The following is a 25,323-nucleotide window of genomic DNA, read 5'->3' on the forward strand; positions in this document are numbered from 1 at the left end:
GTCGCACGGCACCCCGCGAGGCGTACGCTGAGCTGCCTGTAGGTCACGGTGCGCGCTCGCTCCCCGCGTGGGCGTACCGCCGTGGCAGGGGGTGCGACCATGGCGCAGCGGAGCGCACGGAGCGGCAGGACTCTGTTCGAGCGCGAGAGTGAACTCGCCGCCGTCGACGAGGCGTTGGGCGCGCTCACCGGCCTGCGCACCGACGGGGCCGAGCCCGCCGACCGCCCGCGCGGTGCCCTGCTCGCCGTCGCCGGACGGGCCGGTATCGGCAAGACCACCCTGCTCGCCGAGGTCCGCCGCCGCGCCGCCGCCCGTGGCTGCACCGTCCTGTCCGCCCGCGGCGGCGACCAGGAGCAGCGCGTCGCCTTCCACGTCGCCCGCCAGCTGCTGCAACCCCAGTTCGCCGGCTCGGCGGAGGCCGATCTCCGCGCGTCGATGGGCAGTTGGTACGACATCGTCGGCCCCGCCCTCGGCCTGTGCGCGCCCGCCCACGGCGCCCCGCCCGACCCGCAGGGCCTGAGCGACGGCCTCGACTGGGTGCTCACCCACCTCGCCGTGCAGCGCGCACCGATGGTCCTCGCCCTCGACGACGCCCACTGGGCCGACCCCGAATCCCTGCGCTGGCTCGCCTCGTTCGCGCCCCGCGCGGAGCAACTCCCGCTGCTGATCGTCGTCGCCTACCGGCCCGACGAGCTCCCCGACCACGCCGAGTCGTTCAGGGGACTGCCCGGCCGCGCGGGCGGACGCCCCCTCGACCTGGAGCCGCTCAGCGCCGCCGCCGTCGCCCGTCTGGTCCGCGAGGCGCTCGGCACGGACGCCGACGACACCTTCTGCCGCGAGTGCTGGGCCGTCACCGCGGGCAACCCCTTCGAGACCGTCGAACTCCTCGCCAAGGTCCGCGACCGCGACCTGACCCCGACCGGCACCGGCGCGCCTCTGCTGCGCGACCTCGCCGACGCCCTCAAGGGCAGCGGCCTCATCGCCCGCATAGAGCGCCTCGGCACCTCCACCGTCCGCTTCTCCTGGGCCTGCGCCGTCCTCGGCACCGAGATCCACCCCGCGCTCGCCGCGGCCGTCGCCGGGCTCGGCCACGAGGAGGCCGCCGACGCCGCCGACGCCCTGCGCGGCGCCCGCATCCTCGCCGGCACCGACACCCTGGAGTTCGTCCACCCACTGATCGCCACCGCCGTCTACCGGGCCATCCCGCAGGGCGTCCGCGTCGCCCTGCACGGCCAGGCCGCCTGGTGCGTGGTCAACGACGGCCTCGGCCCGTCGGCCGCCGCACGCCACCTCCTGGAGACCCACCCCGACGGCGACACCTGGGTCGTGCACCAACTGCGCGCCGCCGCCGAGGAGACCCTCCGGGCCGGCGCCCCCGACGCGGCCCGCCGCTACCTGGCCCGCGCCCTGCGCGAACCCCCGCCCTTCGAGGACCGGGCCGCCGTCCTGTACGAACTGGGCTCGGCCTCCCTGCTGACCGAACCGGCCACTACGGTCAACCACCTGCGGGCCGCCCTGGAGGAGCCGATCGGCGACCCCGAGCTGCGCCACAACATCGTCTACCGGCTCTCCCAGGTCCTCGCCCACAGCGACCGCCTCGCCGAGTCCTCCGACACCCTCGCCCGCGAGATCCGCCTCACCGGCGACGCCCGGGTTCGGCTGCGCATGCTCGCCGAGCAGTTCATGTGGGACGCCTTCCGCGCCGACGAACCCGACCACCCCTCCCGCTCCCGCCGCCTGACCAAGCTCGCCGACCGGCTCAAGGGCCAGGACCTCACCGAGCGGTACATCATCGGGCTGCGCACCTGGGACGCGATCCTGCGCGGCGAACCCGCCCACATCGCCCTCCACCACGCCGAACGCGCCCTGGCCGGCGGACTGCGCTGGGCCGAACCGGACCGCGGCTTCGAGGTGCCCGTCCTGGTCGCCCTCGCCTTCATGTACGCCGACCGCCCCGGCCGCACCGAGGAACTCTTCGCCGAGGGCATCGCCGAGTACGAACAACAGGGCTGGCGCGGCGCCCACCTCTCCTTCGCGTACACGCTCCTCGCCTACCTCCGCTACCGCCGCGGGCGGCTCGCCGAGGCCGAGGACTTCGTCCGCGCCGGGCTCCGGATCGCCGAGCGCGTCGGCCCCGGCACTCCCGCCCACTGGTACGCCGTCGGCATCCTCATCGAGGTCCTCCTGGCGCGCGGCCAGGTCGCCGAGGCCACTAGCACCGCCGAGCACTACTCCTTCGGACCGCCCTTCCCGGCCGCCGTCGTCTTCCCCGACTCCCAGACCGTGTACGGCGAACTCCTGCTCGCCCGCGGCCTGCACAAGGACGCGGCAGCCGAACTCGCCGCCGCGGGGCGGCGGTTGGACCCCCGAGGCATCCGCAACCCCGCCTGGTGCCCCTGGCAGCTCCACCTCGCCCGCGCCGAGAGCCACGACGCCCCCGAACGCGCCGTCGCCACCGCCCTCGAAGCGGTGGCCCGCGCCCGTCAGTTCGGCGCCCCGTCCGCCGTCGGCCAGGCCCTGCGCGCCGCCGCCGAGGTCTCCTCCGGCTCGGCCCGAGTGAAACACCTGGAAGAGGCCGTCACCCACCTGGAACGCTCCCCGGCCGCCTACGAACTCGCCTGCGCACTGGTCGACCTCGGCACCGAACTGCGCCGCACCGGCCGCCCCACCGAAGCCGCGGAACACCTCTACCGAGGCCTCGACGCGGCCGTCCAGTGCGGCGCCGACGGACTGGTCGACGCGACCCGCGCCGAACTCGTCGCCGCGGGCCTTCGCCCCCGCCGTCTGCACAGCACCGAGACCGACACCCTCACCGCCCGCGAACGCGCGGCGGCCAACCTGGCCGCCCAGGGCCGCACCGACGCCGACATCGCGAGGGAACTGCGCGTGGACGAACCGACGGCGGTACGCCTGCTGTCCGCGGTCTACCGAAAGATGGGTACGGAAGGTACCGGTCTCGCGGCGGCCCTGAAGCCGACCTGAGCCGCACGACCCCCTCCGGGCCCCTTACCATGGGCGCATGTCGTTCCTCCGCCGCCGCAGCGCCACTCCCGCCGGGCCCGAATTCGACGTACTCGCCATGGACCCGGGCGACTGGCCCGGCAATCTGGGCGCCGGTCTGCTGCCCGCGCCCGACGGCAGCTGCCAGGGCGTCTTCCTGCGCTACGACCTCTTCGGCGGCCGCGGCCCCGCGATGATCATCGGCAACCTGCCCGAGGGATCTCCGGCCCGTGACGTCGCCGAGGGCGAGGTCCCCTTCGAGGTGGCCCAGCTCCTGGTCGCGCTGGAGAACGAGGAGGAGGTCACCGTCACAGGAGCCGAGGACATGCCCGTGATGCAGGGCGACAACCTGCTGATCGTGCGCCGGCTCAAGCTCTCCGAGAGCCGGATCTCCTGTGTGCAGTTCGACCGCAGCGACAACGTCCTGGTGACCATCGCCGCCTGGGACCGCCCCATCACGGACGACCTGTACGCCCTGCTGAAACCGCTCCCGGCGGAGCTGTTCCAGCAGGGCTGACCGGCTACTTCCGCGACGGCACCACATTCACGTCGGCCGCCCGTACGAACTCGACCCGGTGGCCGTACTGGATCTCGTAGTAGAGATCCTTGCCGACCACGACCTTGTGCGAGTCGGTCGTGAAGGTGACCGCGTAGTAGTACTCGCCCGGCAGCTTGTCGCCGACCACGTACTTCTGGCCCGCCGGGATCGTGTACGGCAGCGGTGAGACCGCCTGTGCGGGGACGCCCGACGGGTAGGCGGACGTCTCAGGGTAGGCGCGGCCGTAGACCGGGATGCTCGCGAGTCCGGGCTTCGGGGTCACCACCAGACCGCGCGCGCCGACCGCGACCGGGTCCTTCTTCGAGTTCTTGAACCAGGCCTTCTGGCCCAGGTACCAGATCGCCGTCCAGTCCCCGTCGCGCTCGGCGACGGCGTACTGCTGGCCGGTGGAGACCCGGGACGACAGGTCGTTCACGTCGATGGTCGGTGTCGTGCCCAGACCGATGTCCTTGATCAGCGGATAGGTCTCGCCGGGACCCGAGTACAGGCGGACCTCACCCGATCCGTGGGACGCGCACGGCTGGCCCTTGGTCACGCAGCCCGTGTATGCGGGCTGGTTCGTGGCGTAGTCGGGGCGGATGGTGACCAGACCGGCCTTCTTGCCCGCGGTCGCCTTGAACGGGCGGTCCAGCAGGTCGAAGTAGTGGCGCCAGTCCCAGTACGGCCCGGGGTCGGTGTGCATGCCGGGGACGGTCGACGTGGTCGGGCCCGGCACGTTGTCGTGGCCGAGGATGTGCTGCCGGTCCAGCGGGATGCGGTACTTCGCGGCCAGGTACTTCACCAGACGGGCCGAGGAGCGGTACATCGCCTCCGTGTACCAGGCGTCCGGCGCGGCCAGGAAGCCCTCGTGCTCCAGGCCGATCGACTTCGCGTTGATGTACCAGTTGCCCGCGTGCCAGGCCACGTCCTTGGCCTTCACATGCTGGGCGATCAGACCGTCCGTGGAACGCAGCGTGTAGTTCCAGGAGACGTAGGTGGGGTCCTGGACCAGATTCAGCACGCCGTCCCAGGCGCCCTCGGTGTCGTGGATGACGATGTACTTGATGCTCTGCGACGCGGGGCGGTTGCCCAGGTCGTGGTTGCCGTAGTCGTTGTCCCCGAACTCCTCGTACGGCGCCGGGATCCACTCGCAGGACACCGACTTCGGGCACTCGGTGCCGGCCGCGGAGACGGTGCGCAGGCCGGTCCGCTGCAACTGAGCGGTGTCGGGGGCGAGACCGGGCTGGGCGGCCAGCGCGATCTGCTGGCCCGCGTCGGTGGTGCGCTCCTCGCCGGTGCGCAGCACGTCGTACACGTCGTTCGCGTACGCGGCTGCTGTCGCGGTGTCGTCCGCGCCGGAGAAGCTCGCCACCGCTCCGTACCAGTCCGCCGGGTCGGCGCTGAGGGGTTCGCCCAGCTTCTGCTGCGCCTGCGCCAGCAGCGCGGCGCCGCCGGCCACATTGGCCGCGGGGTCCGTACGCAGGTCCGCCTGGCTGAGGCCGGTCAGTTCGGCTGCCTTGGTCAAGGTCTTGAGGCGGGCCGGGAGTTCGGAGTTCGCCGGCACCTTCGTGTCGGGATGCAGGGCGGCGCGGGCGCTGTCGCCGCGGGCGTCCTCCGCGCCCTCGCTGTGGTGCGAGGCCGTGGCGAGCGCGGTGCGGGCATCGGTGAGGTGCATCGGGCCGTAGCCGCCGGAGACGCTCGGCGCCCCGGCGTGAGCGTCCCAACGGGACTGGAGATAGGAGACGCCGAGCAGCACGCTCTGCGGCACGTGGTACTCGGCGGCGGCCGAGGCGAACGCCAGCTGCAGCCGGTCCGCGGAGGACCCGGCGCCGGCCGCCGGGGCCGCGCCGATCAGGGGCAGCAGCAGAGCCGCCGAGGCGAGGGCGCCCGCGGTCCTGCGGGCGCGTCTGGTGCCGGGCGTGGACGTGGGATCGGGGGCGGAACGCAATGCAGCCTCCTGGGACGAACGAGCGTGGCGGGGCGTGCAGGGCCGGGCGGTGGCTCAGTGGTACCGGCTTGCAGACGATCCGTCAATCATGCCCAGGGCAACCAGATTTCCCACGTCAACACGAGGGCAAAGGAGTTTCTCGACGGCGACTCGCGGGCCTGCGACGCGTCAGTGGCGTATACCAATGGGCGGGCGAGTCGAGGTCGGGGCCGACCGGGGACATACGAAAATCCGCGGTGCGCCGCCGCTGTGGGCGCACCGCGGAGCTTCGTCCCCGTCAGCGAGTGCCGACCGCCGCGCGCACGGCCCGGCGGGCCAGCTGGCAGTCGTCGTGCAGCCGCCTCAGCAGCAGCCGCTGTTCCTCGCCGGACGGCGCAGCGCCCGGGTGGGCCGCTCCCGGTGCCGCCGGGGTCGAGTCGTGCATCGAACGCTGCACGGCCGTCTCGTAGGTACGGATCTCACGGGTCAGGACGAGCATCAGGTTCACCAGGAACGCGTCCCGGGAGGCCGGGCCCGCCGACTGCGCGAGCTGGCTGATCTGTCGACGGGCCACCGGTGCGTCGCCGAGGACCGACCAGAGCGTCGCCAGGTCGTATCCGGGCAGGTACCAGCCCGCGTGCTCCCAGTCCACCAGCACTGGACCGGCCGGGGACAGAAGGATGTTCGACAGCAAAGCGTCGCCGTGGCAGAACTGACCCATGCCCTGCCGGCCCGCCGAGTGCGCGATGCCGTGCAGCAGCTTCTGAAGGTCGCCCATGTCGCGGTCGGTGAGCAGACCCAGTTCGTGGTAGCGGGAGATACGGGCCGCGTAGTCCAGCGGGGCGTCGAACGTGCCGGCCGGTGGTCGCCATGCGTTCAGTCGGCAGATCGCGCCGAACGCCGCCCGGATGTCCGCGCGGGGCGGGGCCTCGGAGGGGTGGCGCTGGAGCGCCGCCACCCGTCCCGGCATCCGCTCGATCACCAGCGTGCAGTTGTCCGGGTCCGCCGCGATCAGCCGCGGGACGCGCACGGGCGGCCGGTGCCGGACGAACGAGCGGTAGGCCGCTATTTCATGACGGATCCGCTCCGCCCAGGCGGGGGAGTGGTCCAGTAAACACTTGGCGACGGCCGTGCTGCGCCCGGTCGTGCCGACCAGGAGCACGGAGCGTCCGCTGCGGCGCAGCACCTGGACCGGGGCGAACTCCGGGCAGATCCGGTGCACCGACGCGAGCGCCGTGCGCAGCTGGGCGCCCTGGGGGCCGGACAAGTCGAGTCTCCCGCTGAGCGGTTGGGTGCCGAGCCCCGGCACGCGCCGCGTCCGGCCCGCGCCGAGCGCGGGGGCCGCGGGACGCGCGGCGGGGTCGAGGTAGGGGCCACTGCCCGCCGGGCGGGGGTGCAGCGACCGGGGTGGGGCGGACACGGAGGACGATGCTGCGTACATGGGCGAAACAGATCCCTTCGTGTGCCTGCGACGACGATGCGCTGCCCGGCCCGGCCCCTCGGATGCACCCTGGGGAATGTCCCTCGGTGACCGGGTCGGGGTGGCGCGTTCCTACCTGACACCAGATGTGCAGTGGCACACCATCTGGCGCACCCTGGCGAACCCTGGCGAATAGTCGCCCGGCAACGTGCACCGGGCTATGTTCAACTCAGCCGAGAACCTGGGGGCTTGACGTGAGCGGACAACCCAACTCCCGCTTGTCGGACCTGTTCGGCCTGGCCGGCTGGTCCAAGGGTGAGCTCGCGAGGCTGGTCAACCGGCAGGCGGCGGCCATGGGCCACCCGCAGTTGTCGACCGACACTTCGCGAGTGCGGCGGTGGATCGATACGGGCGAGGTCCCGCGCGATCCGGTGCCGAGGGTGTTGGCGGCTCTGTTCACCGAGCGTCTCGGCCGTGTCGTGACCATCGAGGACCTCGGTCTGGTCCGGCACGGGCGTGCGGGGAGACGGCAGGACGGCGGGAGCGCTGAACATCCCGACGGTGTGCCGTGGGCGCCCGAGCGAACCGCCGCGGTCCTCACCGAATTCACGGGAATGGACCTCATGCTCAACCGACGCGGCTTGGTGGGCGCGGGCGCTGCGCTCGCCGCGGGATCCGCACTCACCAGTGCCATGTACGACTGGCTGCACTCCGATCCGGCCCTCGCGGCCGACGCCCCCCGTTTCGACGATCCCCTGCACGCCGACCCCGCTGGGTTCGACCGCTATGAGGCCGCCCCCATCGGGTCGCAGGAGATCGAGGAACTGGAGCGCTCGGTAGAGGTGTTCCGGGCCTGGGACGCGGCCCGCGGGGGCGGGCTGCAACGCAAGGCGGTGGTCGGCCAGCTCAACGAGGTGGGCGGCATGCTCGCCTACCGTCACCCCGACCATCTCCAGCGGCGCCTGTGGGGCGTCGCCGCCAACCTCGCCGTCCTCGCGGGCTGGATGTCGCACGACGTCGGCCTGGAACCCACGGCCCAGAAGTACTTCGTCATCGCCGCCCACGCGGCGCGCGAAGGCGGTGACCGGCCCCGCGCCGGCGAGGCGCTCTCCCGAGCGGCCCGCCAGATGGTGCACCTGGGCCGGCCCGACGACGCGCTCGACCTGATGAACCTCGCCAAGTCCGGCTCCGGGGAAGAGGTGCTGCCCCGCACCAGGGCGATGCTCTACACCATCGAGGCCTGGGCACAGGCCTCCATGGGCAAGGGCCAGGCGATGCGCCGCACCCTCGGCCAGGCCGAGGATCTCTTCGTCTCCGACGGGGCGGACGTGCCGCCGCCCAGCTGGATGCAGATGTTCAAGGAGGAGGACCTGTACGGCATGCAGGCGCTGGCCTACCGCACACTGGCCGAGCACGATCCGAGCGCCGCCGTCCATGCCCAGCACTACGCGGAGAAGGCCCTGGCCCTGCGGGTCGACGGGCGGCAGCGCTCGAAGATCTTCGACTTCCTGTCGATGGCCTCCGCCTGCTTCATCGCCGACGACCCGGAACAAGCCGACCGCTACGCACGGCTGGCTCTGATGTCGATGGGATCCAACTCCTCCCATCGCACCTGGGACCGGCTGCGTCAGATGTACCGGCTGACCGCCGAGTACTCCAGCTATCCGAAGATCAGCGAGCTGCGGGAGGAGATCAAGCTGGCGCTGCCGAAGCGGGTGAACGGGGGTAACAGCGCACGGGCATAGGGGGTTTGTGCGCTGGAGCTGAACAGATGATCCGTGAGCCGGGTGTCTACGACGTCACCTTGGCCACCAGCAGGCACGCGTCGTCCTCGCGCCCGGATCCGCCGAACTCCTCCACGACCATCCGTACGCAGTCCTGTGCGGTGGGTGCCGCGTCGAAGCGCTGGGCCAGGTCGAGGAGTTGCTCCGCGGTCTCCGCGCGGCTGCGTCCGGGCACCAGTCCGTCGGTGTGCAGCAGGAGCAGGTCACCGACGGCGAGGGTCTCTTCGGCCTGCGTGTAGTGGGCGCCGGAGGTCGCGCCGAGCAGGACGCCGTCCGGTGCGTGCAGTGTGCGCCCCGTCCCGTTGCGGAACAGCAGCGGGGCGGGGTGTCCTGCCTGCGCCCAGGTGAGGGTGCGGGTCTCCGGGTGGTAGCGGCAGCAGACCGCGCTGCCCAGGGCCGGCTGGACGGTGGCGTCGAGTAACTGGTTGAGCAGGGAGAGCAGGTGGCCCGGTTCCGTGCCGGCCATGGCCATGCCCCGCACGGCGCCGAGCAGCATCGCCATGCCCGAGGCGACGGCGACGCCGTGTCCGGTGAGGTCGCCGACGCTCAACAGCGTCTGTCCGTCGGACAGTTGGAGCGCGTCGTACCAGTCGCCGCCGATCAGCGCGCTCGTCGAGGACGGCAGCTGGTGTGCCGCCAGGTCGAGGGTCTGGGGGCCCTGGTGCACCAGGCGGGGGGAGCCGCGCCACGGCGGGAGCACGGCCTCCTGCAACTCGACCGCGAGCCGCTGCTCGGTGCGCGCACGCCGCTCCTGGTCCTGGAGCGAGTCACGGGTCTCGTTCACCGCCCGCTGGTTGCGCCGCAGTTCACTGACGTCCCGCAGGACGGCCCACATCGAGACCGTGCTGCCGTCGGCGTCGAGCACGGGCTCGCCCATCATGTGCACGGTCCGTGCCTCGCCGTCCGGGCGGACGACACGGAACTCCCCGTCTATGGGCTTGGCGTCGACCAGACAGCTCGTGACCATCGCTGTCAGCCCGGCCCGGTCCTCGTCGAGCACCACGGAGGGCAGTTCGTCGAGGGTCAGCGGCGGGGCCTCGGGGTCGCGGCCGAGGATCTGATAGAGCTCGCCGGACCAACTCGCCTCGTCCGTCAGCAGGTTCCACTCGGCGCTGCCCACTCGGCTGAGGAGCGAGCCGCGCCGGGGAGCGGGCGGCACGGCCCGTAGCTGGGATCCCGCCTCGGCGGCGTACGGTGCCTGCGGAAGGCCGTCCCGCAGTTGCGCCAAGTGTGCGTCGAGGTCGTTGAGTTGGTGCAACGCCAGGTCGTAGACCGCGCGCTCCCAGCGCTCCCGGGGCTCCGCTCCGTCGCTGCGCGCGTCCCGTCGTACGGCGTCCACCTCGCCCTTGAGCCGTCGCGTCTGCGATATCAGCGCGTCGACCGAACCGCTTCCCGGCGGCTGGGCGGCTGGGTGATCCGCAGAGAGAGGGGACGACATGACGCACTCCGATGCGGGGACGGTACGGCCGGGGCTGACGGAGGGACGGTTACGACTGTCGCACAGCCCGCGACGCGCTGTAAGGGATTTGGCAACACACGATGCGGTGGTGCTTCTGGCATATGCCAGCGTCTTCACGGATGGGTGGTGCCGTGCGGCTGCGGTACGCCGTTCGACGGTCAAGTCGTAGGCGGTGTACGCGACTTGACGGGTCGCCGTGGATGTCGGGTGGACATTCAGGCGTGCGTTCGATGGTCTCTTGTTCTGGAGGATCTGACCAGGGGATCCGGTGCGTCCGAGTCCGTTTGGGGCGTGTGATGCAGGTCACAGAAATTAGTAAGCGCTTCGACGTAATGCAAACGGCACCTTCGGGGTCGTAACAGCATGGACATCACTCTTGAGCAGCCCGCCCGCGGTCGACTGATCACTGCTGAAGAACAGGAGCTGCCCGTTCCCGCCACCTTCCGCTACAGCTCCACGGACCCCCTGGCCGTGCATGTCGAGTTCCCGCCCGACGTCTCGCTGGACGGCACCGGGGTCACCTGGACCTTCGGGCGCGCCCTCCTGGAGGAGGGGCTGCGCGGTCCGGCCGGCGGCGGGGACGTGCACATCTGGCCGTGCGGTCGAGCCCGTACGGTCCTGGAGTTCCACTCGCCCTTCGGTCTCGCCCTGCTCCAGTTCGACACCGACGCGCTGCAGCGCTTCCTGCTGCGGACGTACGCCGTGGTGGCGGCGGGCGAGGAGGACCTCGACGCGGCCGTGGACCGCGGGATCAGCGCGCTGTTCGGCAATGTCTGATCCGGCGCTGCCCGGCAGTGCCTGAGTCGCTTTGACTTTTGTTCATCTCCGGCTCATCGCGCGGGTCTGGACCCTGACGATCGCCCCGTGCACCCTGGCGCGCGGTGTGCCGCAGGGGCATGCCGGTGACGAGGGCGGGGCGAATGACACCGATCAGCCGAAGAGGCTTCGTGGGGCTCGGCGCCACCGTGGCGGCGGGCATGGCAGTGGGCGCCAGGACCCGTACGGCGGCCGCGGACCCGAGCGCGGCGACCGGCACGATCTCGGACGTCAAGCACGTGGTGATCCTCATGCAGGAGAACCGCAGCTTCGACCACTACTTCGGACGCCTCAAGGGTGTCCGCGGCTTCGACGACCGCAGCGGCATCACGCTCGGCGGCGGGTACCCGGTTTTCAACCAGCCGAACGGCTTCGGCCGCCAGTACCCCTGGAAGCTCAGCGCCACCCCGGCCGCGGGCGGCGCGGACGGCGAGACCCTCGCCCAGTGCAACGGCGATCTGCCGCACTCCTGGTCCTCCCAGCACTCCGCCTGGAACAAGGGCCGGCTCGACAACTGGGTCTCCGGAGTGGGGAACGTACGCTCCCTCGGCTACCTGGACCGCTCCGACATCCCCTTCCACTACGCGCTCGCCGACGCGTACACGATCTGCGACGCCTACTTCTGCTCCACGCTCAGCGCGACCGGCCCCAACCGCACCTATCTGTGGAGCGGCAAGGTCGACTCCAGCAGCTACGACGGCGGCGACGAATCCGGCCTCACCTGGCAGAACTACGCCGAGGCGCTGCAGGGCGCGGGGATGAGCTGGAAGGTCTACCAGAACGCGCAGGACAACTACGGCGACAACGCCTGCGCCTACTTCAAGAAGTTCGCCTCCGCCAAGGCGGGTGACCCGCTCTACGACCGCGGCATGTCCTCCGTCCCCAAGGTGACGGGTTCGACCCCCGACGACATCGCCGCCGCCATCAAGGCGGACGTCGTCGCCGGCACTCTCCCGCAGGTCTCCTGGGTGGTCCCCAATCAGGCCTTCTCCGAGCACCCGTACGCCCCGCCCGGCGACGGCGCCCACTTCGTGAACCTCGTCTACCAGGCCCTCGCCGCCGACCAGGACGTCCTCGACTCGACCGTCCTGTTCCTCAACTACGACGAGAACGACGGGTACTTCGACCACGTGCCGCCCCCGGCACCACCCGCCGGTACGGCCGGGGAGTTCCTGAACGGTGTCCCGTACGGCTTCGGCTTCCGCGTCCCGATGATCGTCGTCTCGCCCTGGACGCGCGGTGGTTGGGTCTCCTCCGAGGTCTTCGAGCACACCTCCGTGCTGCGCTTCCTGGAGACCTGGACGACCGCCCTGGGCAAACCGGCCGCCTGCCCCAACATCAGCGCCTGGCGCCGCAAGGTCAGCGGCGACCTCACCGGCGTCTTCGACTTCGCCCACCCCGTGTACGGCTCCGTGGCGCTCCCCGCGACAAGTGTCATCGGGTACGACACCTGCGGCCCGCTGCCCAACCCGGTGCCCACGACCAACGCCCTGCCCGCCCAGGAGCCCGGCACCCGGCCCGCCCGCGCACTGCCGTACCAGCCCAACGGCTACCTGGACCGGCTGGAGTTCGGGACCGGCGGCAAGATCCTCGCCTGGTTCGCGATGGCCAACCAGGGAGGCGCGGCGAAGAGCGCCGCCCATCTCTCGATCCACCCCAACGCCTACCGTGACACGACCCCGTGGCAGTACACGGTCGACCCGGGCGGCACGGCCTCCGACTACTTCAACATCGGCTCGGGGTACGGCGACGGCAAGTACGACCTCACGATGGCCGGCCCCAACCGCTTCCTTCGCCGCTTCAAGGGCGACGCCACCAAGCCAGGCAAGTCGGCCGAGGTGAGCACCCGTTACGCCGTCGAGTCCGGCACCGGCAAGCTCGCCCTCTGGTTCCGGATGGCCAACTCGGGCTCCGCGCCGGTGAAGTTCACGATCACCGACACCCAGTACCGGACGGACGGGCCGTGGACGTACACCGTCCCCGCGGGCGCAGCGACGGAGGACTACTTCAACGCGGTCGCCAACCAGAACGGTTGGTACGACTTCACGGTCACCGTCGACTCCGACACCACCTGGTCGCGTAGGTTCACCGGCCACCTGGAGTCGGGGGCGGCGAGCGTCAGCGGCTGAACTAGGCGTAGAGGTCCGGGCGTTGGGCCAGGTCGACAGCCGTGCGGTTGCCGGTCTCCAGCGCCCGGACCCCGGCCTCGGCGACCACGGAGGCCGCGTAACCGTCCCACGCGTTCGGACCGGTGACCTGGCCGCGCCGGGTGGCGTCCACCCAGGACTGCACCTCGTGGTCGTAGGCGGCGGCGAAGCGCACGAGGTAGTCCTGCGGGACCTCCTCGCCTGCGGTGCCCCCGGTGGTGACCAGCATCGCGTGCTCGTCGCCGATCCGCGCGCTGCCCGCCTCGCACACGGCCTCGCAGCGCACCTGGTAGCCGAAGCCGCAGTTGACGAACACCTCGACGTCGACCAGGGCGCCGCCCTCGGTCTCGAAGAGCACGAACTGCGGGTCCAGCAGCCCCTCGGGCGCCCCGGCGGCGGAGCGGGGGCGCAGCACGGTCACGGCGGTCAGCTCCTGCCCGAGCAGCCAGCGGGCCGCGTCGATCTCGTGCGAGACGGAGCTGTTGATCAGCATCGCCGAGGTGAATCCCGGCGGGGAGGAGACGTTGCGGTGCGTGCAGTGCAGCATCAGCGGACGCCCCAACCGCCCCTCGTCCAACAGGGACTTGAGACGCCGGTACTCGGCGTCGTAGCGCCGCATGAACCCGATCTGCGCGAGCCGCCGGCCAAGGCGCGCCTCGGCCTCCACCACACGCAGCGCGCCGACGGAGTCCGGGACCATGGGCTTCTCGCACAGCACCGGCAGCCCGCGGGCGAAGGCCGCGAGCAGCGCCTCCTCGTGCGCCGGGCCCGGCGAGGCGATCAGGACGGCCTCCACACCGGGCGCGTCGAGCGCGGCCTCCGGGTCCGGGTGGACGAAGACCCCGTCGAGGCCGGCCACCGCCTCCTTCGCGGCCGCGAGGTCGGGATCGGCCACGGCGGCGACCCTGGCCCCGCTCACCACCCGGTCGAGGCGTCGAATGTGGTCGGCCCCCATGTGTCCGGCACCCAGCACCGCCACGCCCAACAGGTCACCCACGTGCGCACTTCCTCTCCGCCGACGATCTCGGCGTAGCGTACGCCGGGACCGTGGCGATGTGAGAGGTCGCGTCAGTAGCGCAGTACGCCCGCGATCCCGTGCACCTCGCCCAGGGTGCCGTCCGGGACGAAGCGGACGTCCGCGCCGGTCTCCAGGCACTGCTCGACGATCTCGTCCACGATGTCCTCGCGGGAGTCGAGGTCGTCGTTCTCGGCCGGGACCAGATGGCCGTCGACGACGTCCCGGACCGTCACCCGGTAGTTCTCCTCGACGGCGAGCAGCCGTACGCGCCCCTCCTGGGCGCTCTGCCAGATCTCGTCGACGCCGGCCGCGAAGGACTTGTGGCCGCGGGCGGACTCCAGCGCCCGGGTCACCGCCTCGGTGCCGCGGCGGGCCTCGTCGGCGACCAGCGGGCGTACCGCCTGCCACACCGCGTCGGGTGTGCCGTGCGACAGCCCGCCGTGCGCCAGGTGCACGGCCTCCCTCGTGACACCGCCGACCTCGTCGAGGAGCGAGAGCGCCGCCTGTTCACCGGTCACGTACAGCGGCCGCGGCTGCCGGCGCAGGACCAGGCCCATGACGCCGTCGGCCTCGCGCAGGAAGTGCCGGGTGCCTTCGTCGCGGAAGGTGCTGGGGATGTCGCCGATCCGCTCCTGGCGTTCGGCGTCGAAGTTCTCCGGGTTCCTGACGAGCGGGAATCCGGAGGAGGTGTCCTCGGTGACGCGGTCGGCGCCGCCGCTCCAGAGGGTGACCCGGTCGGGCGAGACCGACAGCACCCAGAACGGGCGCTCCGCGGCCTGCGCGGAGACGAGGTTTCGGGTCAGGAAGGTGTCCGACAGCACCACGCGCTCCGGCACGGTCCGCGCGAGCGACCACACCTGGTGCTCACCCGGAGCGGCGAAGATCACCAGACCGTCCTCGGCGTGCGCCAGATCCACCTCCGCCAGGGCCTGGTCGAGCTGGTGGACGACGTCGGAGCGCCGCTCCCGGGTCACCGCGGGATCGGCCTCCAGCTGCTTCTTGGCCTCGGCCACCACATTGCGCAGCCGGACCGGATCCTGGGCGTTCTCGGGTTCCCGACGATGGGTCGGTGTCAGCACGGACACGGCCGGATAGGGCCGCGGGCGCCGCAGCTCGGACAGGGCTGTGGGACTCAGGTCGTGCTCCATACGAGCACCATAGGACCGTTTCGCCGAGAGGGCATTAGGGGCAAGCGCGACCGGCGAAAGAGACAAATCGCTGTTAGCATCCCGCGCCCCGGTATCCCGGGCCCGCGCGTCACCGCGCTCAGGTGTCGTCGTCCTCGGGCCCGCACGAACTCCCGGTCGGCGGCAGGGAACCGTAGAGCAGGAAGCGGTCCACCTTGTTGTGCACGCACTTCGAAGACGCGTAACCGGTGTGCCCCTCGCCCTTGTTGTCCAGTACGACCGCCGAGGAGCCCAGCCGCTTCGCCGTCTCCGTGGTCCAGCGGTACGGCGTCGCCGGGTCGCCGCGGGTGCCGACGAGAAGCATCTTCGGGCCGTGGACGTCGCGCACCTCGTCGCGGATGTAGTCGGTGCCCTTGGGGCGGCCGTAGCACATCAGCACCTCGGTGAGCCGGTAGCGGCCGAACACCGGTGAGGCCTGCTCGTACTGCTCGCGCAGCCGGCCGAGGTCCTTGGTGATCCGGTCGGCGCCGGGGCGATCGGGATCGTCCGCGCAGTTGATCGCCATCAGCGCCGCCGAAAGATTGTCGAGCGGTACGTCGTCCGCGTCGACCAGGCCGTCGCCGGTGGTCGCCCGGTGGGGAAGGCCGACTCCGCCGGTCGCGCGGAGGGGATAGGCCACTCCGCCGGTCGCGAAGGCCATCACCCCGCGGGTGTCGCCGTCCTCGACCAGCGAGGCGAGGGCGCGTTCCAGGGAGGGCCACATGTCCTTGCTGTAGAGGGCCTGGCCGATGGCGCCCACGAGATCCTGGCCGGTGAACCCCTCGCCGAAGTCCGTCGGCACCGGGTCCTCGTCCAGCGACTGGACGAGCCGGACGACCTGTTCGCGGGCGTCGCGCGCGTCCTGGCCGAACGGACAGGCGATGTCCTTGACGCACCAGTTGACGAAGTCCTCAAGGGCGGTCTGCTGCCCCTCGGCGCCCGCGATGCCCTGTTCGGCCATCGGCTCGGTCAGTGTGTCGACCCCGTCGAGGACCAACCGGCCCACCTTCTTGGGGAATTGGGCCGCGTACACCGCGCCGAGCCGGGTTCCGTAGGAGAAACCGAGGTAGTTGAGCTTCTTGTCGCCGACCGCCTGGCGCATGACGTCCAGGTCGCGGGAGGCGTCGACCGTACCGATGTGACGCAGGACGGGCCCCGAGTTCTCGGCGCACTGGGCGGCGGCCGTGCGCAACTGCCGCAGTACGGCCTGCGGATCGCTCGTCCCGGCATCCTCGTCCGAGCTCTCCGAAGTCTCGTCGGAGTCGTCCGAACCGTCGCCGCAGCTGACCGGCGAGGACCTGCCCACCCCGCGCGGGTCGAAGCTCACGACGTCGTAGCCGTTGGTCAGACTCATGAACTCGTCCCCGCCGGCGGCGAGTTCGCTCACCCCCGCACCACCCGGACCACCGAAGTTCAACAGCACGGAGCCGCGCTTCTTGCCGGTCGCCCGATAGCGGGCCATCGCCAGATCGATCGTGCCGGCGGAGGGCTCGGCGTAGTCGAGCGGGACCGTGACCTTGCCGCACTGCATGTCCTTGGGCGCGTCCATGTCGCACTTCGACCACGCGACCTTCTGTCGGTAGAAGCGTGAGAGGTCGGCCCGCGCGCCGTCGGCGGCCGCCGCGGGCAGGCCTGCGGCCAGCAGGGCCAGGCCGACGACTCCGGTGAACGCGCAGCGCCGGACCACGGGCCGCGAGGACAGCTTGGCCAGCATCGATGCCTCCTGGGACGCCCACTGCGGACCGGGTGGAACGGCGTCCTCGATCACGATAGGCGGCCACCACAGCCGCCGCCTCCGGGCGAGCGGGGCGGTGCGAACTGCCCTACCCTGTGCGGCCTCGACCCGCATGAAGCCGTTTTACGGCTAGTTCGATAACCGTGCCGCTCGATGGGGTGAAAGGCCGATTAGCCATAACTCTGATGGTTCGCCCGCGTTTTAACCAGTGCGGGCAGCCGCCCGCCTCTCCGGCGCGGGACAGGTGCCCGCGCCCTTGTCTGGAAGGCAGGGACCCTATGCGAAGGGTTACCCGAAACGGTGTGATCGCCGTCGCCGCCGCCTCCGGCGCGATGGTCCTGACGGTTCCGGCGCACGCCGACTCGACGGCGGACGGTGCCGCGACCGGCTCACCCGGGCTGATCTCCGGCAACACCATCCAGCTCCCGGTGCACGTCCCGGTGAACGCGTGCGGGAACACGGTGAACGTGGTCGGGCTCCTCAACCCGGCCGCGGGGAACACCTGCGTGAACGAGGGCGGAGGCAGGGCCGGCGTGGGACCTCACTCGGCTGCCGACCGCTCCGGCGCACACCGGTCCACCGCGCCCGCATCCACCGCCTCCGGCGGCAGCGCGGCGCGAGGCGGTGGAAAGGATGCGCCGGGCATCCTCTCCGGCAACGGCCTCCAGCTCCCGATCGACCTCCCGGTGAACGTCAGCGGCAACTCGGTGAGCGTGGTCGGCATCGGCAACGCGTCCGTGGGCAACGAGTCCGTGAACACCTCCGGCGACCGTCCCCACCCCCCGACGCGCCCCACGCCCGGGCCGTCCACCCCGCCCAAGGCGCACCCCGGCCCGCAGGCCGCACCGCACACCCCGGAGCGGGTGGCACCCGCGCTCGCCCGCACCGGCGCCGACCAGACACTCCCCGCCGCCGCGGCGAGCGCCGCGCTGGTCATCGGTGGCGCCGCCCTGTACCGCCGCTTCCGGCCGAGGGCGACGAGCTGACCGCGCCCACGCGGACGCACAGAAGGCCCCACCGGCATCCTCCCCTTCTGGTGGGGCCTCCTTCGTTGAGGGCGGGGTGAACTGCTTTCCCCTGCGGCCGCAGCAGGACTTGAGAGGTCACCACAATTGTGACTCTTCGCAGCCCCCGTCACTACCTTTACGCAACCATGCGCCCCTGTTCAGCGACCGACCTCGGTGCTATATAAGTCTTCTACTTGAGCTGCGGGGGGAACGATGAGCTCATCGGGGGACGACGGAACGGCTGCTGGAAATGGGTCACCCGGGGACGATGGAACACCTACTGGAGATGGGTCGACCGGGGACAACTCCACGCCTGCTGGAGGAGGGTCGATCAATGGTGACGACCCTGAACAGAAGAATCGAAAACTCCAGATCACTCTGGCAGTGGTCGGTGCGGTGGCGACCGTACTTGCGACAACGCTGCCAGTCCTGCTTCAAGGGGACGACTCGGATCAGAGCCAAGTGGCGCCGCAGTCTTCGACGGCCGGCTCGTCGACGCAGCCGCCTTCATCAGCCAGTGCTACAACAGCCGATGCCGCAACCACAACGCAGCAGTCCACTCCTCGGCCGTTGGGCACTGGACCTTGCGGTCTGGGGGCACTGCCTGACGAGTGGAGGGCTCCCAAAGATGATCCGCATCCCCAGTACTACCAGGGTGGCAAAAACCCAACAACGCGGGTGAAGGTCAGCGAGGGTAACGAGCCGAGTATCTCAGTCCAGGGGCACATTGAACTCCAGTCGCAGGAGCAGAAAGACCTGGTCCTTGTGACGTGGCCCGACCCTGATTCGCAAGACATGTCGGGGAATCCGGGTTCCGGACACTACTATCTCCACGGAATAATCAAGCCGGACGAGTCAGGGTGCTGGAATGACCCAGCGCATTCCGTTGGCTATCCCGGCGTAAAGGGAATCACTGACGTGTACTACCTGGTCCTTGTTCCTCAATCCGAGACCGCACAGATCATCGCGAACGTCAAAGGCGGTGATGGCTACTCGCCCAAGAAATGGGATTCCTTCGGCTTCACCACCGTCTACAGCTTCACGGTTCCTACTAAAGATCGCGTCCCGCGATAAGGGACTTACCGGGTGGCTGTCGCACGGGCCCAGTACTCGCGGACCACCGCCAGGTTGCCTTCGAAGACCTCATCGCCGCGACGGCTGGTGAAGATCCCGGGGATCGCGAGCGATCGTCCTTTCGTCCGGTGCACGCGCACCTCCCACCAGGCCCCGGTGCGTGTCTGGTGGCCGTGCGGCTCAATGCCGGTGATCTCACTCCACGGGATCGCTCGGCGACTGACAAGTGTGGAGAACTGAATCCGATCAGGCGCGAGGAGCGTTCGGCCATATCCGCGGTTGATCATATAGAAGAGTGAAGCCAGCCAAACTACACCGACGCCGCCGACCCACCACCAGCGGCCCGTCGTGACTGTCGCATCCGTCGCCACTGCCATGCCCGCGAACAGCAGCGTCAGGACCCCGATCCACCACCAGTTCCTACGCCGGGCAGCAATGTCGAGACCAATCCATGTCTCCGGCACGCGCCGATGCTACAGACAGCCAGGAGCAACATGAGGCTCTCCACGACGCGTGCCACGTCCGCCGCATCAGATGTCTTGTGTTGCAGGGTTCTCAGAGAGCTGCGTCCCGCGTCACGAGCCGGCCGGCACCCGTCGCCGTACGGCCGGAAAGGAGTACCCGCGGCCCAGGACCACCGTCGTCAGGGCGACCGCGACCAGTGGGAGGGACGTCCAGGGAAGCGCCCCGGGCCCCAACGCGTCCAAGGCCAGGCCCCCGGTCAGGGACCCCGTCGCGATGCCCGCGTTGTAGACGGTCGCCTGAAGTGAGGTCGCCACGTCCGCGACCTGCGGACCGGACGCGTCGACCAGCGCGGTCTGGATCAGGGTGGGCGCTCCGCCGAACGCGACGCCCCACAGCGCGACCGAGCCGAACAGCACCGCGTGCGTCCCGGCGAACAGGCCGAGGCAGAGCATGGCGCCCGCGCACATCGCGAGTGCGGTCAGCAGAGCGGCGCGCAGGTGCCGGTCGACGAGGAGGCCGGTGACCCAGATGCCGGCGACCGTGGCCGCGCCGAACACCAGCAGCACCCCGTCCGGCCGGCTCAGACCCGCGTGCGCCGCGAACGGGGCGACGTACGTGTACATCACCTGGTGCCCCAGCAGCAGGAAGAGCGTCACCGTCAGGACGGCCGGCAGACCCGGCAGCACGGCCACCCGGGCGAGCGGTGTGCGTGCCTCGCGCGGCTCGCCCGGGAAGCCCGGCACCCGCCACCGCACCCAGCCGATCAGCAGGACCGCGAGCAGGGCGAGCACTCCGAAGACCGTCCGCCAGCCCAGCACCCCGGCCAGCGCGGCCCCGGCGGGCACCCCCAGCGACAGCGCCAGTGTGATCCCGGCGAGCACGATCGCGATCGCCCGCCCCCGCCGCTCGGCCGGCACCATCCGGGCCGCGTACCCGACGAGCATCGCCCACAGCAGACCGCCCACCGCCCCGGCGAGCAGCCGGGCCGCGAAGGTGAGGGCGTACGAGGAGGAGAGCGCGACCACCGCGTTGCTCACCGCGAACCCCGCCAGGGCGCCCATCAGTACGCGCCGGCGCGGCAGTCCGCGCAGCAGCGCGGTGAGCGGGATCGCCGCCGCGAAGGAGGCCGCCGCGTATCCGGTGACCAGGAATCCGACGCGTGCTTCGGAGACGCCGAGTGCGGGTGCCATCCGGGGGAGCAGTCCGGCGGGCAGCAGTTCGGTCATGACGGCGGTGAAGGCGGCCGTGGACAGGGCGAGCAGCCCCGGCCACGGCAGCGGGACGGGCACGGGCGTGCCGGTGCCCTTGGCCATGGATGCGGTGGACATGGGACCATGGTCGAACCCTCACATCAGTGTGAAGGCAAGGGCGACTTCCTGGAGGCGGCCATGAGGACCGGCGATCCGTGAGGGGAGAGCGGTCGTGAAGATCGGCGAACTGTCCCGCCGTACCGGCGTCCCCACGCGGCTCCTGCGCTACTACGAGGAGCAGGACCTGCTCAGCCCGGACCGCACCGAGAACGGCTACCGGGACTACGGCGAGTCCGCCGTCCGGGACGTCCAGCAGATCCGCGGGCTGCTGGACTCCGGTCTGACGACGGAGATGATCCGGGCGATCCTGCCGTATCTGTCGGGGCCGGACGAGATCCTGCTGCCCGCGGACCGGCTGACCCCCGAGACCGCGGCCCTGCTTCAGGACCACGTCGACCGCATCCAGGCCCGTATCGACTGCCTGGCCCGAAACCGGGACCGGCTGCGGGCCTACCTCTCGGCCGTGCGGCCGGACCGGGATCAGAACTCCGTATCTGTGCAATCTTCCTAAAACTGTTGCCCCTTCGGCCGCCGGGTGTTGGAGTGAGCTCATGGATCATGTAGGTGTACTCGCCCTCTTCGACCGCAATATGCGCGAAGGCGCCCAGCCGGACGGGCCCGACGCACGGGTCGAGCGGGTCGGTCGGGTGGTACGGCAGGTCGCCTCGGCGCGCGGGTGGAACGGCGTGGTCTGGTCCGACCTGGACGAGGCGACCGCGGACGAGGCGATCGCCGAGCAGGTCGCGTACTTCTCCGGGCTCGGGCACGAATTCGAGTGGAAGCTGTACGGGCACGACCTGCCGGTGGACCTGGGACAGCGGCTCGCCGCCGCCGGGTTCACGGCCGAGCCCGAGGAGACGCTGATGATCGCCGAGGTCAACGACCTCGACCTCGACGCCGAGCTGCCGGAGGGCATCCGCCTGCTTCCGGTCACCGACGCGGCGGGCGTCGAACTCGTCGGAGACGTCCACGAGAAGGCCTTCGGCACCGACGGCACCCGCATGCGCCATCAGTTGCTCGCCCGGCTCACGTCCGAGCCGGACACGGTGACCGCCGTCGTGGCCCTCGCGGGGGACGAGCCGGTCAGCGCGGCGCGCATGGAGCTGGTGCCCGGCACCCGGTTCGCCGGTCTGTGGGGCGGCGGCACCGTCGAGGCCTGGCGCGGCCGCGGGGTCTACCGCGCCCTGGTCGCCCACCGCGCCCGCTCCGCCGTGGAGCGCGGCTACCGCTACCTCCAGGTCGACGCCTCCCACCAGAGCCGCCCGATCTTGGAGCGCCTCGGCTTCGAGCCGCTGACCACGACGACGCCGTACGTGTACACGCCGTAGGCGCCTGAGAACCTCCTGACCTGCACGGATAGTGATCCGCGCGCAGCTGTGGCGCGGGTCACGTCCGGCCGGATGTCACATCCGTGGCCCGTCGGTCCGTCGCATGGTCATGACGACACAGCAGAAGAACCAGAGCATCCTCCTCGCCGGCGCCAGTGGTGTCTTCGGCGGACACGTCACCCAGGCCCTCACCGAAGCCGGCCACAAGGTCACCGGCCTCGGCCGGGGGCAGGCGAACGGTGTCCGGGCCGATCTCATGGACCGCGACGGTCTGCTGCGGGCCGTCGACGGGCAGCACTTCGACACCGTGATCCACGCCGCGACCGCCCTGCGCAAGGCGCCCATGCGCCACCGCGACATGTACGCCACCGACGCCCTGCGCGTCGAGGGCACCGCGCATCTCGTCGAGGCCGCGCGAGCCGTGGGCGCCACCCGCTTCGTCTCCGAGTCCATCGCCCTCGGCTACGGCTACGGGGACTTCGGCGACCGGGTGCTCACCGAGGACGACCCGTTCGCCCCGCGCAGCACTTCGCCGGAGCTGGAGAAACACCTCAAGGGCATGCGCATCAAGGAGCAACTCACCTTCGAGGCCGAGGGATTGACCGGCGTCGCGCTGCGCTTCGGGCTGTTCTACGGGCCCGGCGGCACCGACGCGCTCGTGCCGATGCTGCGCAAGCGGCAGTTGCCCGCTCCCGCCGACCGCGGCCGCGTCCTGCCCTGGATCGAACTCACCGACGCCGCACGGGCCGTGGTCGCCGCAGTGGAACACGGGCGCGCGGGGCAGGCGTACAACATCGCGGACCGCACACCGCTCGGGTTCCGGGCCCATCTGCTGTGCGTGGCCGAGGAGTTCGGCCTGCCGAAGCCGATGACCGTGCCGCTGTGGCTGACCGCGCCGATGTCGTACGCGCACGTGATGTTCGAGGCGAGCATGCGGGTGTCCATGGCCAAGGCGGAGCGGGAGCTGGGCTGGACGCCCGTGTATCCCGGCGCCCGCGACGGGCTCGCCGCGCTCGCCGCCGAGCGTTGAGAGCGCGCACGACACGGGCGGGGCGTTCCTGGGAACGCCCCGCCCGTGTCCGTACAGGTCCTGCGGGTCGGCGGCCGGTCGACACCGGCCGTGTGAGTCAGCGGCGCACCCTGGTGCGGTCCAGCGCGGCGATGCCGACCGCGGCGAGGCCGATCTGGATGAGCCACTCGATCCAGTCCACGCCCTTGGTGTCGGCCACGCCGAACGCCGAGGCGAGCGCCGCGCCGATCAGCGCGGCCACGATGCCGACGACGATCGTCAGCAGGATGCCGATGCGCTGCCGGCCCGGTACCACCAGCCGCCCCAGTACACCGATGATGATGCCGATGATGATGGCACTGATGATGCCCGAAATCTCCATCTCCGCCCCTCTTCGTCAAGTACCTCTGCATTAACCGAATGCCCGCTGCGGGCAGGGACAGTCCGCTCCGTTTTTCAATCACCGGTCAACGTCCGGTCAACGTCGGGCCGGGTGTGCCGGATGACGCCTGTTCACCCCCACTCCTGCCATGTACCGTTCAAGCGGCCGGTCGCGCAGGTGTCTTCCGGTCGCATTTCTACGCGCGCAGATGTGCTGTTTCTACGCGCGTAGTCACGGTCCCGCATCGCTCTCCCCCCATAGCCCCCAACTCCGCACGGAGGTAAGCAGGATGCTCGGACTCCCCAGGTCACGCCACAGACTCACCGCCGCTCTCGCGACGCTCGGACTGCTCACCACGGGCGCCGCGATCCAGGCGACCGTCACCGCCGCCCCCGCCCACGCGGCGACCACGCACCGGATCCTGTTCGACGACGGCCACGCCGAAGAGGCCGGCAACGCCGACTGGATCATCTCCACCAGCAAGCCCGACCCGCTCTCCCAGGACTCCACCCCGTCCGCCGAGACGGACTGGACCGGCGCCCTGTCCTCGTGGGGCGTAGCCCTCCAGAAGACCGGCAGTTACAGCCTCAAGACCGCCACCAGCGCGCTGACGTACGGCGGTTCGTCGACGACCGACCTGTCGAACTTCGACACGCTGGTCCTGCCCGAGCCCAACACGCTGTTCACGACCGCCGAGAAGACGGCGATCATGAACTTCGTGAAAGCCGGCGGCGGCCTGTTCATGATCTCCGACCACACGGGCGCCGACCGCAACAACGACGGCGAGGACGCGGTCGAGATCTTCAACGACCTGATGAGCAACAACAGCGTCGACTCGACCGACCCGTTCGGCTTCTCCGTCGACACCCTCGACGTCAGCTCCGGGTACCCGGCCGCGATCAGCGACAGCACGAATCCCGTGCTGCACGGTTCCTTCGGCACGGTCACCAAGAGCCTGATCGCCGACGGCACGACCGCCACGCTCAAGCCGGCCGACAACTCCTCGGTCAAGGGCCTGCTCTACCGCTCCGGTTACTCCGGCAACACCGGCGCCTTCTTCGCGACCAGCACCTTCGGCAGCGGCCGCGTCGCCTTCTGGGGCGACACCTCACCGGTCGACGACGGCACCGGCCAGTCCGGCAACACCCTCTACGACGGCTGGAACGACACCGGCGCCACCAACGCTCCGCTCGCCCTCAACGCCACCGCCTGGCTCGCCGGTGAGGGCGGCAGCGGAGGCGGCGACGACGGTGGCGGCGACGGCACCTGCACCGCCGCCCAGCTCCTGGGCAACCCCGGCTTCGAGTCCGGGGCCACCACCTGGACCGCCAGCAGCGGTGTCATCACCAACGACAGCGGCGAGGCCGCCCGCACCGGCTCCTACAAGGCCTGGCTCGACGGCTACGGATCCGCCCACACCGACACCCTGTCCCAGTCGGTGACCATCCCGTCCGGCTGCTCGGCCACGCTCAGCTTCTATCTGCACGTGGACACCGCGGAGACCACCACCAGCACCGCCTACGACAAGCTGACGGTCACCGCCGGATCGACCACCCTGGCCACCTACTCCAACCTCAACGCGGCCTCCGGATACGTCCTGAAGAGCTTCGACGTCTCCTCGCTGGCCGGCACCACCGCCACCATCAAGTTCAGCGGCGTCGAGGGCTCCACCCTCCAGACGTCCTTCGTCGTCGACGACACCGCGCTCAACGTCAGCTGAACCACGTGGGGCCCGGCC

General features: G+C 70.8%; 19 protein-coding genes. 10 read left to right on the forward strand and 9 right to left on the reverse strand.

Annotated elements, in window-relative coordinates; translation table 11 throughout:
• The first annotated feature begins 99 nt into the window (after positions 1-99).
• Both ACIP6U_RS28910 and ACIP6U_RS28915 read left to right on the forward strand, forming a co-directional pair.
• A complete protein-coding gene (locus ACIP6U_RS28910) occupies positions 100-2,982 on the forward strand; it encodes an ATP-binding protein (RefSeq protein ID WP_401723537.1) in 2,883 nt (960 codons plus the stop codon).
• 37 nt (positions 2,983-3,019) lie between these two features.
• Complete coding sequence (locus ACIP6U_RS28915; protein ID WP_124001281.1) at positions 3,020-3,517, forward strand: hypothetical protein; 498 nt, start codon at positions 3,020-3,022, stop codon at positions 3,515-3,517.
• A gap of 4 nt (positions 3,518-3,521) precedes the next feature.
• On the opposite strand, the gene ACIP6U_RS28920 is transcribed toward ACIP6U_RS28915, so the two are convergent.
• Positions 3,522-5,486, reverse strand: a complete 1,965-nt coding sequence (locus ACIP6U_RS28920; protein ID WP_401723538.1) for an N-acetylmuramoyl-L-alanine amidase — start codon at positions 5,484-5,486, stop codon at positions 3,522-3,524.
• A gap of 277 nt (positions 5,487-5,763) precedes the next feature.
• Positions 5,764-6,906 (reverse strand): aminoglycoside phosphotransferase family protein, encoded by a 1,143-nt coding sequence (locus ACIP6U_RS28925; protein ID WP_401723540.1) that lies wholly within the window; start codon positions 6,904-6,906, stop codon positions 5,764-5,766.
• Positions 6,907-7,139: 233 nt separating this feature from the next.
• On the opposite strand from ACIP6U_RS28925, the gene ACIP6U_RS28930 reads away from it, so the two are divergent.
• Entirely contained in the window at positions 7,140-8,630 is a 1,491-nt protein-coding gene (locus ACIP6U_RS28930; protein ID WP_401723543.1) for a hypothetical protein, read from the forward strand.
• Between the two features lie 46 nt (positions 8,631-8,676).
• Here the strand turns inward: ACIP6U_RS28930 and ACIP6U_RS28935 are convergent, their stop codons facing one another.
• Positions 8,677-10,107, reverse strand: a complete 1,431-nt coding sequence (locus ACIP6U_RS28935) for a PP2C family protein-serine/threonine phosphatase (protein WP_401723545.1) — start codon at positions 10,105-10,107, stop codon at positions 8,677-8,679.
• 384 nt (positions 10,108-10,491) lie between these two features.
• Between ACIP6U_RS28935 and ACIP6U_RS28940 the strand changes: the two genes are divergently transcribed.
• Positions 10,492-10,905 carry an SsgA family sporulation/cell division regulator gene (locus ACIP6U_RS28940; RefSeq protein WP_401723548.1) on the forward strand — a complete coding sequence of 138 codons (414 nt, stop codon included), beginning with the start codon at positions 10,492-10,494 and terminating at the stop codon, positions 10,903-10,905.
• A gap of 143 nt (positions 10,906-11,048) precedes the next feature.
• Positions 11,049-13,073, forward strand: a complete 2,025-nt coding sequence (locus ACIP6U_RS28945) for a phosphocholine-specific phospholipase C (protein ID WP_401723550.1) — start codon at positions 11,049-11,051, stop codon at positions 13,071-13,073.
• A gap of 1 nt (position 13,074) precedes the next feature.
• Here ACIP6U_RS28945 and ACIP6U_RS28950 read toward each other — a convergent pair whose 3' ends face one another.
• The 3 genes from ACIP6U_RS28950 to ACIP6U_RS28960 all read right to left on the reverse strand — a co-directional run bounded on the left by ACIP6U_RS28950 (position 13,075) and on the right by ACIP6U_RS28960 (position 16,989).
• Positions 13,075-14,088: a Gfo/Idh/MocA family protein gene (locus ACIP6U_RS28950; protein ID WP_401723551.1), complete on the reverse strand. Its 1,014-nt coding sequence runs from the start codon at positions 14,086-14,088 to the stop codon at positions 13,075-13,077.
• A gap of 71 nt (positions 14,089-14,159) precedes the next feature.
• Complete coding sequence (locus tag ACIP6U_RS28955) at positions 14,160-15,257, reverse strand: chemotaxis protein (RefSeq protein ID WP_401723554.1); 1,098 nt, start codon at positions 15,255-15,257, stop codon at positions 14,160-14,162.
• Between the two features lie 118 nt (positions 15,258-15,375).
• The gene (locus tag ACIP6U_RS28960) at positions 15,376-16,989 is read right to left on the reverse strand and encodes an alpha/beta hydrolase (protein ID WP_401723557.1); all 1,614 of its coding nucleotides are present in this window, start codon (positions 16,987-16,989) and stop codon (positions 15,376-15,378) included.
• Between the two features lie 299 nt (positions 16,990-17,288).
• On the opposite strand from ACIP6U_RS28960, the gene ACIP6U_RS28965 reads away from it, so the two are divergent.
• Positions 17,289-17,996 (forward strand): chaplin, encoded by a 708-nt coding sequence (locus ACIP6U_RS28965; protein ID WP_401723558.1) that lies wholly within the window; start codon positions 17,289-17,291, stop codon positions 17,994-17,996.
• Positions 17,997-19,096: 1,100 nt separating this feature from the next.
• On the opposite strand, the gene ACIP6U_RS28970 is transcribed toward ACIP6U_RS28965, so the two are convergent.
• A complete protein-coding gene (locus ACIP6U_RS28970; protein ID WP_401723559.1) occupies positions 19,097-19,555 on the reverse strand; it encodes a hypothetical protein in 459 nt (152 codons plus the stop codon).
• A 111-nt stretch (positions 19,556-19,666) separates the two neighbouring features.
• A complete protein-coding gene (locus tag ACIP6U_RS28975; protein WP_401723561.1) occupies positions 19,667-20,884 on the reverse strand; it encodes an MFS transporter in 1,218 nt (405 codons plus the stop codon).
• A gap of 94 nt (positions 20,885-20,978) precedes the next feature.
• Here ACIP6U_RS28975 and ACIP6U_RS28980 point away from each other — a divergent pair, with 94 nt between their 5' ends.
• From ACIP6U_RS28980 to ACIP6U_RS28990, 3 genes are all read left to right on the forward strand, one after another.
• On the forward strand, positions 20,979-21,377 hold the full coding sequence (locus ACIP6U_RS28980; protein WP_401723563.1) for a MerR family transcriptional regulator: 399 nt from the start codon (positions 20,979-20,981) through the stop codon (positions 21,375-21,377).
• Between the two features lie 40 nt (positions 21,378-21,417).
• The gene (locus ACIP6U_RS28985) at positions 21,418-22,194 is read left to right on the forward strand and encodes a GNAT family N-acetyltransferase (protein WP_401723565.1); all 777 of its coding nucleotides are present in this window, start codon (positions 21,418-21,420) and stop codon (positions 22,192-22,194) included.
• Positions 22,195-22,297: 103 nt separating this feature from the next.
• On the forward strand, positions 22,298-23,224 hold the full coding sequence (locus tag ACIP6U_RS28990; protein WP_401723567.1) for an NAD-dependent epimerase/dehydratase family protein: 927 nt from the start codon (positions 22,298-22,300) through the stop codon (positions 23,222-23,224).
• Positions 23,225-23,321: 97 nt separating this feature from the next.
• Here ACIP6U_RS28990 and ACIP6U_RS28995 read toward each other — a convergent pair whose 3' ends face one another.
• Positions 23,322-23,585, reverse strand: coding sequence for a GlsB/YeaQ/YmgE family stress response membrane protein (locus ACIP6U_RS28995; RefSeq protein WP_124001295.1), 264 nt, complete (start codon positions 23,583-23,585; stop codon positions 23,322-23,324).
• A gap of 289 nt (positions 23,586-23,874) precedes the next feature.
• On the opposite strand from ACIP6U_RS28995, the gene ACIP6U_RS29000 reads away from it, so the two are divergent.
• The gene (locus tag ACIP6U_RS29000; protein WP_401723569.1) at positions 23,875-25,305 is read left to right on the forward strand and encodes a hydrolase; all 1,431 of its coding nucleotides are present in this window, start codon (positions 23,875-23,877) and stop codon (positions 25,303-25,305) included.
• Positions 25,306-25,323: the final 18 nt, after the last annotated feature.

This window comes from Streptomyces sp. NPDC088794 (assembly GCF_044750545.1).
Classification (GTDB): Bacteria; Actinomycetota; Actinomycetes; order Streptomycetales; family Streptomycetaceae; genus Streptomyces.

Coding starts and splice junctions, on each gene's coding strand:
- ACIP6U_RS28910 (WP_401723537.1), top strand. CDS start 100: ATGGCGCAGCGGAGCGCACGGAGCGGCAGGACTCTGTTCGAGCGCGAG.
- ACIP6U_RS28915 (WP_124001281.1), top strand. CDS start 3,020: ATGTCGTTCCTCCGCCGCCGCAGCGCCACTCCCGCCGGGCCCGAATTC.
- ACIP6U_RS28925 (WP_401723540.1), bottom strand. CDS start 6,906: ATGTACGCAGCATCGTCCTCCGTGTCCGCCCCACCCCGGTCGCTGCAC.
- ACIP6U_RS28935 (WP_401723545.1), bottom strand. CDS start 10,107: ATGTCGTCCCCTCTCTCTGCGGATCACCCAGCCGCCCAGCCGCCGGGA.
- ACIP6U_RS28940 (WP_401723548.1), top strand. CDS start 10,492: ATGGACATCACTCTTGAGCAGCCCGCCCGCGGTCGACTGATCACTGCT.
- ACIP6U_RS28945 (WP_401723550.1), top strand. CDS start 11,049: ATGACACCGATCAGCCGAAGAGGCTTCGTGGGGCTCGGCGCCACCGTG.
- ACIP6U_RS28955 (WP_401723554.1), bottom strand. CDS start 15,257: ATGGAGCACGACCTGAGTCCCACAGCCCTGTCCGAGCTGCGGCGCCCG.
- ACIP6U_RS28960 (WP_401723557.1), bottom strand. CDS start 16,989: ATGCTGGCCAAGCTGTCCTCGCGGCCCGTGGTCCGGCGCTGCGCGTTC.
- ACIP6U_RS28965 (WP_401723558.1), top strand. CDS start 17,289: ATGCGAAGGGTTACCCGAAACGGTGTGATCGCCGTCGCCGCCGCCTCC.
- ACIP6U_RS28975 (WP_401723561.1), bottom strand. CDS start 20,884: ATGTCCACCGCATCCATGGCCAAGGGCACCGGCACGCCCGTGCCCGTC.
- ACIP6U_RS28985 (WP_401723565.1), top strand. CDS start 21,418: ATGGATCATGTAGGTGTACTCGCCCTCTTCGACCGCAATATGCGCGAA.
- ACIP6U_RS28990 (WP_401723567.1), top strand. CDS start 22,298: ATGGTCATGACGACACAGCAGAAGAACCAGAGCATCCTCCTCGCCGGC.
- ACIP6U_RS28995 (WP_124001295.1), bottom strand. CDS start 23,585: ATGGAGATTTCGGGCATCATCAGTGCCATCATCATCGGCATCATCATC.
- ACIP6U_RS29000 (WP_401723569.1), top strand. CDS start 23,875: ATGCTCGGACTCCCCAGGTCACGCCACAGACTCACCGCCGCTCTCGCG.